4 protein-coding genes are annotated in these 3026 nt (G+C 53.5%); all 4 read right to left on the bottom strand.

What is annotated here, in order from left to right:
• Positions 1-6: 6 nt before the first annotated feature.
• A complete protein-coding gene (locus IL54_RS08245) occupies positions 7-1443 on the bottom strand; it encodes a DUF927 domain-containing protein (RefSeq protein ID WP_037474694.1) in 1437 nt (478 codons plus the stop codon).
• Positions 1444-1666: 223 nt separating this feature from the next.
• Positions 1667-2212: a hypothetical protein gene (locus IL54_RS08240; protein WP_037474693.1), complete on the bottom strand. Its 546-nt coding sequence runs from the start codon at positions 2210-2212 to the stop codon at positions 1667-1669.
• The gene (locus IL54_RS08235) at positions 2202-2525 is read right to left on the bottom strand and encodes a hypothetical protein (RefSeq protein WP_037474690.1); all 324 of its coding nucleotides are present in this window, start codon (positions 2523-2525) and stop codon (positions 2202-2204) included. The genes IL54_RS08240 and IL54_RS08235 overlap by 11 nt, the downstream gene beginning before the upstream one ends.
• Positions 2525-2770: a helix-turn-helix domain-containing protein gene (locus IL54_RS25885; protein WP_443211293.1), complete on the bottom strand. Its 246-nt coding sequence runs from the start codon at positions 2768-2770 to the stop codon at positions 2525-2527. Before IL54_RS25885 ends, IL54_RS08235 begins: the two co-directional genes overlap by 1 nt.
• Between the last annotated feature and the right edge of the window lie 256 nt (positions 2771-3026).

The raw sequence follows: 3026 nt of genomic DNA, 5'->3' as shown, positions 1-3026 counted from the left end.
GAGAGTTTATCGAACGTTCAACCCGTGAGGAACTGTCCGGCCTTTAGGGGGCAACAACACCTGCACAATTGCGAACTGCTCGTCACTCATGTGCCGCCTGCCGACCTTGTCCAGGTCTATGATCTCATTGTCTTCTGCCAGTGCCTTTAGCAGCATGGCAGGAGATGGTGTGGGTGCTACTGACGCCCGGTGAAGACTATAGCAGGCGAGGGTCGAAGCGAGGGGGTCAAAGGTTTCTGGAAGGGCACCAAAATGCTTTGCCAGGCGTCCAGCAGCATAAACAAGGCCGAATGAGTCGCCGACGCGGCGAGCTGCGCCACCGTTCAACTCAATGTTCGCCTGCTCGCGAAAGCTCGCGATATGAGATTCCAGGCGGTCCCGAAATGCGACTGGATCGAGGGCAACCTTCTCCACAAGCTGCTGGAGGAAATGCCGCATTGACCAACCGTGGTTTGCGGAGGCAGCGTTGATCAAGTCCGCTATGAAATCGCCGATATCGACATAGCCGTCTGGCAACCGGTCGAATACCCCAAACTCCCGGCCGAACAACGGGATTGTGGAAAGCCGATGCGACACCGCTTCGACCACCTCAGCAGCATTTTGCCCCCCGATAATTTGCAGCAACGACTGATTTGCACTGGTCAGAAATACAAATTTGAACTTCCGAGACGTCGTGCCGTACCGCCGCTTTTCCTCTCCCTTGCCAAGAGACATGAGGAGCTGCATCAAACTATTTGCTCGCGCGCGTGGGGAGGCACCCAGTTCATAGAGGGTTCCGTCGTCGACAATCAACGGAAGATCAGAATAGTTCTGGGTTTCCCATTCGATGCCTGCCGCCGTGGTTGCAAACGATAGGGGATACTTGCCCTGATCGCCACCCAAGAATCCACCGCAGATCGATGAGACAAGATTAAGGAGTGTACTCTTGGCGCAGGCCGCCTCGCCTGGGATTTCGAAACCGCTGTTTTCATCTCGGTTTAAAAGCGAGCGCAATGGTGCTGCAAATGCTGCCATAAACATGAATTCGCATACATAATGCCCCGCAACGCGGGCGGGCACGCCTGCCAGCCAGCCCTCCAACGATTCGGCTTGACCGACACGTTCGGGTTTCAATTCGCAGATGACCTGCGCTGGCGGTGCCCCCTTAGGAGCAAAGATGTGGCCGTCGAGATACACAAAATATGACCCATTCCATCCGATCCGGTCGAATACCGCTTCGTCCACGAAATCCTCGATATCGGATAAAACGTCGATAAGCTTGGCACGACGCTTGCCGACAAATGTCATGCCTGCCGCCGCCAAGCCCGCGATCGCGTCATTTGGTCGGCGCATAAATTCGACCACGTCGATGTAGCCGATTTTATCGTACTCGGTCACCTCATACAGCAAGGCTCCGCTCCTAGCGCGGACTCCGCGCACTTTGATGTAAAAATACTTTTTCATTGATGCGTCTTTCAAAAAGTTTAGGGAGATAGATGCATCTCCCCGATTTACCCAAAATACCCAACTCATGACAAAGCACTGCACTGGATCACCAGAACAGACATCTTCATGTTGTGTTACCAATAAATATATACGCATATTACCAGCTATACTGGTCTAAATAGGTTCTATGTGTCTCTATGGGCCAGATTCAAAGATTTTAACCTTAATACCTCCCTCCTATTCATGCACGTTTTGCAAACCCATGCTTGCCCGCACGTATCCCGACCATCAGGATCATGTCTGCAAGACTCCAGCGGTCGAGCCACAGGAGCAGCAAGGTGTGATAGGGTTCGGGGATGCGCTGGCGGCGGCTACGAACCGGTTTGCCATTGCGCACGAGTATGAACCGACCGGGCCACCAATCCTGCACTGTATAGAGCAAGGGATATGGCAGATTGGTCATACGCAGCCGGGTGACGCGGATAGGGGACCGGAGGTCACGCTTCCTGTCGAATCGGAAGCGAGGTAGCTTTTTCAAACCGCGAACCACATTCACCATTTCGCCGTCCGCGATGCCGTGGAGATGCAGGTGGAAGCATCCGGTGTTGCGATTGAACTCCCCGTGAAGGCCTACGAATATGTAACCGCGCTTCCGGTAGACGTCGGCGCGTTGCAAAATGCGCAGGAACCGGCGAATTAGCTGATGCGGGTTGATGTTCCAGAGTTCTTCAGGGGTGAATATCCAGTCGCGAAATAGAATGGTGAAGCTCTTGGGATCACTCTTCATCGGCCAGCTTCCACAATGCGCCGCCGATCTTGATCCGCATCCGGCCCATATAGACCTTGCAGGCCAAGCTCTCGGATTCTTGTCCTTGCGCCGCCTTCTCCAGCAGATCGGCAAGCGCCAGGGCATCGTCACGGTTGAACAGATTGGTTGGATTACGGCAGGCTTTGCGGATCAATTTGGCCCGTTTTAGATTTTCGGCCCGCGCTTCCGCTAAGGTCGGAAACTTCTGCTTCTTCTTGCCATAGGGTGGTGCCCGATCCGGGCGACAGCGTTCTTTCGGATCGGGGAGGTCCGTGATGTTGCGGCGGGCCATCAGCAGCCCTTCTCAGCGTCACTTCCCAAGTCGGAAGTATGGGGGCGGAGACACCGAGCTTCATATTCCTCGATATCAGCGAGACTATATCGCACCGCCGAGCCAAACTTGGCATAGCGGATACCGCCGCCTTTAAACCGCTGGGCCTGGAGCCACTTTTTAGACAGATTCAATCGCAATGCCGTCTCGGCCTCAGTGAGCCATACAACTTGCTTAGTGAAGTGTTTTGGATCGTGTTTTTTCATCATGAAGTGGATTTACACGAACGAAATCAGGCAAATTTCTATCTCTGCTGTCTGGAACAAACAACGTTTAGAAGCCCGTCCTTGAGAGATCGGGGCACATCCGCGATACCCAATTCTGGAAAAGTCTGTTCCCAGCTACTGGAATGAGCGATGGCAAAAAAAGTAAGTGGGTCTAAGGTTACCCAGAAAACCAAACGTAGATCGACCAAACCCATTTCAAGGATTGTTCGCAATGTCAGTGTTCGGCGAGCGACCA

It is taken from the genome of Sphingobium sp. ba1, from assembly GCF_000743655.1.
GTDB lineage: Bacteria > Pseudomonadota > Alphaproteobacteria > Sphingomonadales > Sphingomonadaceae > Sphingobium.
Note: the sequence above shows the minus strand (reverse complement) of the source record. Positions and strands in the feature narration are given on the sequence as shown.

Bases quoted from the DNA above. Each gene is read 5' to 3' on its own strand.
- IL54_RS08245 (WP_037474694.1), bottom strand. From the start codon at position 1,443: ATGAAAAAGTATTTTTACATCAAAGTGCGCGGAGTCCGCGCTAGGAGC.
- IL54_RS08240 (WP_037474693.1), bottom strand. From the start codon at position 2,212: ATGAAGAGTGATCCCAAGAGCTTCACCATTCTATTTCGCGACTGGATA.
- IL54_RS08235 (WP_037474690.1), bottom strand. From the start codon at position 2,525: ATGGCCCGCCGCAACATCACGGACCTCCCCGATCCGAAAGAACGCTGT.
- IL54_RS25885 (WP_443211293.1), bottom strand. From the start codon at position 2,770: ATGAAAAAACACGATCCAAAACACTTCACTAAGCAAGTTGTATGGCTC.